At 62.2% G+C, this 2507-nt stretch carries 3 protein-coding genes; 2 read left to right on the top strand and 1 reads right to left on the bottom strand.

What is annotated here, in order from left to right:
• Window positions 1-163: 163 nt before the first annotated feature.
• Window positions 164-712, bottom strand: a complete 549-nt coding sequence (locus tag ACE3UY_RS13445) for a hypothetical protein (RefSeq protein WP_374688021.1) — start codon at window positions 710-712, stop codon at window positions 164-166.
• 354 nt (window positions 713-1066) lie between these two features.
• Between ACE3UY_RS13445 and ACE3UY_RS13450 the strand changes: the two genes are divergently transcribed.
• Entirely contained in the window at window positions 1067-2020 is a 954-nt protein-coding gene (locus tag ACE3UY_RS13450) for a glycosyltransferase family 2 protein (RefSeq protein ID WP_374688022.1), read from the top strand.
• Between the two features lie 46 nt (window positions 2021-2066).
• Window positions 2067-2507 (top strand): hypothetical protein (locus ACE3UY_RS13455; RefSeq protein WP_374688023.1); only part of this gene is annotated, 441 nt, incomplete at its 3' end.

Here is a 2507-nt window from a genome sequence, read left to right on the forward strand (position 1 = left end):
CTGTGGGAGGGGCTGCACCTCATCGAGATCGACGACATCCTCGCCGGCCGCGCGGAATAAATGAACCACGGATTCTCACGGATTTGACGGATAAATATGGATTGAACGTTGGATTGAATCCGTGTTCATCCGTCAAATCCGTGCAAATCCGTGGTTCATTCATTTAGGGTTCGACGCGCTTCCAGTTGGGGAGGCGTTGAAAGTCATCGGCATAGGCGTCGCAGGTTGTGTCGAGCACGTCGAAGTGCAGCTGCGTGGCCGTAGCGAAGCGCAGTTCGTACCGCTCGCCATCGAGACACTCCTCCGGCAGGATCAGCGTCAGCACGTTGCCGTCAAGGCTGAACGTCCCCTCAAATACCTTGAGACCCGTGTCAAAGGTCGGCCCGTGTCGCCCGGCGACGGTGCCATCCTCGTTGAACAGCAGCCAGTTGTTGCCCCCGGCCTGGTCGTCGTGTTGCGTGAACAAACCGACCAACGTCGCCAGGCTGACTTCCGGCGGCGGCTCCTTGGTGGGTTTGGCCGTCGGTTCGGCCGTGGCTGTGGGCGCGGCGGTGGGTTCAACTGGGGCTGCGGTCGGTTGGGACGTGGGCGCGGCGACTTCGGCCGTGACGTCCGCCACCGCCGGCTCGGCCGGAGCGCTCGCTGCCCCACCGCACGCCGCCAGAACGAACAGCAACAGCCCCACGACTACGAGCATCGCTACGCTTTTCATGTTACCTCCATGCACTTCATTACCTCGAATTTTATGGGTTACTGTAGGGGCGGGTTTGAAACCCGCCCCTACATGGTGATGGTGGTTGTAGGGGCAGGTTTGAAACCTGCCCCTACATGGTGACGATGGTTGTAGGGGCAGGTTTGAAACCTGCCCCTACATGGTGACGGTGGTTGTAGGGACAGGTTTGAAACCTGCCCCTACCCCGCACCAATTTGTAAACCCGCGACGTACACACGTAGGATAATGAACCGCGCCCCCGTCTGACAGTCCGTTTGGCGCTCATTGACTGTCCATTTGTCTGGTACAATCCTAGAAACCGGGTTTATCGGAAGAAACTCGGTTTCTAGAGATATGAAGCTTATCATCCAGATCCCCTGCTACAACGAGGCCGAGACGCTACCGCTGGCGCTGGCCGGCCTGCCCCGCGCCATCCCCGGCATCGACTGCATCGAGACGCTGGTCATCGACGACGGCAGCGACGACGATACGGCCGAGGTAGCCCTGCGCTGCGGCGCGGATCACGTCATCCGCCACCCGCGCAATCTGGGGCTGGCCCGCGCCTTCCAGACAGGGATCGATGCCTGCCTGCGGCTGGGGGCCGACGTCATCGTCCACACCGACGCCGACAACCAGTACCCTGGCCGGTACGTGCCTGACCTGGTCGCGCCGGTGGTGGCGGGGCGGGCCGACATGGTCATCGGCAACCGCCAGGTGCAGAGCATCCCCCACTTCTCGCCGCTGAAGAAGCGGCTGCTGGCCCTGGGCAGCTGGATGGTGCGCAACGTTAGCGGGGCCGACGTGCCCGACGCGGTCAGCGGCTTCCGCGCCTACTCGCGCGAGGCGGCGCTGCACTTCACCATCCTGACCCGCTACAGCTACACCCTGGAAACGATCATCCAGGCTGGCAAGCTGAACCTGGGCATCGAGAGCGTGCCGGTGACGACCAACCCACCGACGCGCCCCTCGCGCTTGCAGCGCAACATGTGGCACTTCGTCAAGGCCCAGGCGGCGACCATCCTGCGCCTCTACGCCTTCTACGAGCCGCTGCGAACGTTTAGCTACATCGCCGCGCCCTTCCTGCTGGCCGGGCTGGCGCTGTGGGTGCGCTTCTTCATCAACTACTTCAGCGGCGAGAGCGGCGTCGGCCGCTTCATCCAATCGCTGACGCTGGGTACAGGGTTGCTGCTCGTCGGCACGCTCATCGTCCTGTTCGGCATCCAGGCCGACATCAGCGGCAAGCACCGGCAGTTGACGCAAGAGGTGCTGTACCGGCTCAAGAAGATGGAGATCGAAGAGAAGAAGTGAAGAATCCGCAGATTTTGCAGATTACGCAGATTGCTACTGAGGACAGATGATCAAACGATACCTACGGTTGACGGTGATGGGGCTGTCATTACTGGTTATGGCGGCCGGTTGCCGCGCCGGGCAGGAGGCAGCGGTGATTGACATAATACTTGATAGGGTAGACGACGCGGCAACTGTGACTGTGAGTGGCGAGCAGGCGCTTATTGACGTGACCAGTGTCAGCGGCATCGGCGGTTTCGAGGCGACATTGGCCGAGGGGACGTGGCCGGCCGAGATCGTCGTCCGGCTGCGCACGCGGGGGCTGGAGCAACTGTTCATCCGTTATGGCGCGTTTGACATCGCCACCGGCAAGTCGAGCAATGACTCCCCCGACCCGGCGCTTATCCTGTCGGTCGAAGGGGAGAACGGCCAGGTGCAGAGCGCGCCGCCCTCGGCCGACATCTACTACCCCGATATCCGCGTGGTGAATCCCAGCGCCGACAATCCC

Source organism: Promineifilum sp. (SeqCode) (genome assembly GCF_041918635.1).
Taxonomy (GTDB): Bacteria; Chloroflexota; Anaerolineae; order Promineifilales; family Promineifilaceae; genus Promineifilum.

Excerpts from the sequence above, each read along its gene's own strand:
- ACE3UY_RS13445 (WP_374688021.1), bottom strand. The coding sequence starts at position 712 with ATGAAAAGCGTAGCGATGCTCGTAGTCGTGGGGCTGTTGCTGTTCGTT.
- ACE3UY_RS13450 (WP_374688022.1), top strand. The coding sequence starts at position 1,067 with ATGAAGCTTATCATCCAGATCCCCTGCTACAACGAGGCCGAGACGCTA.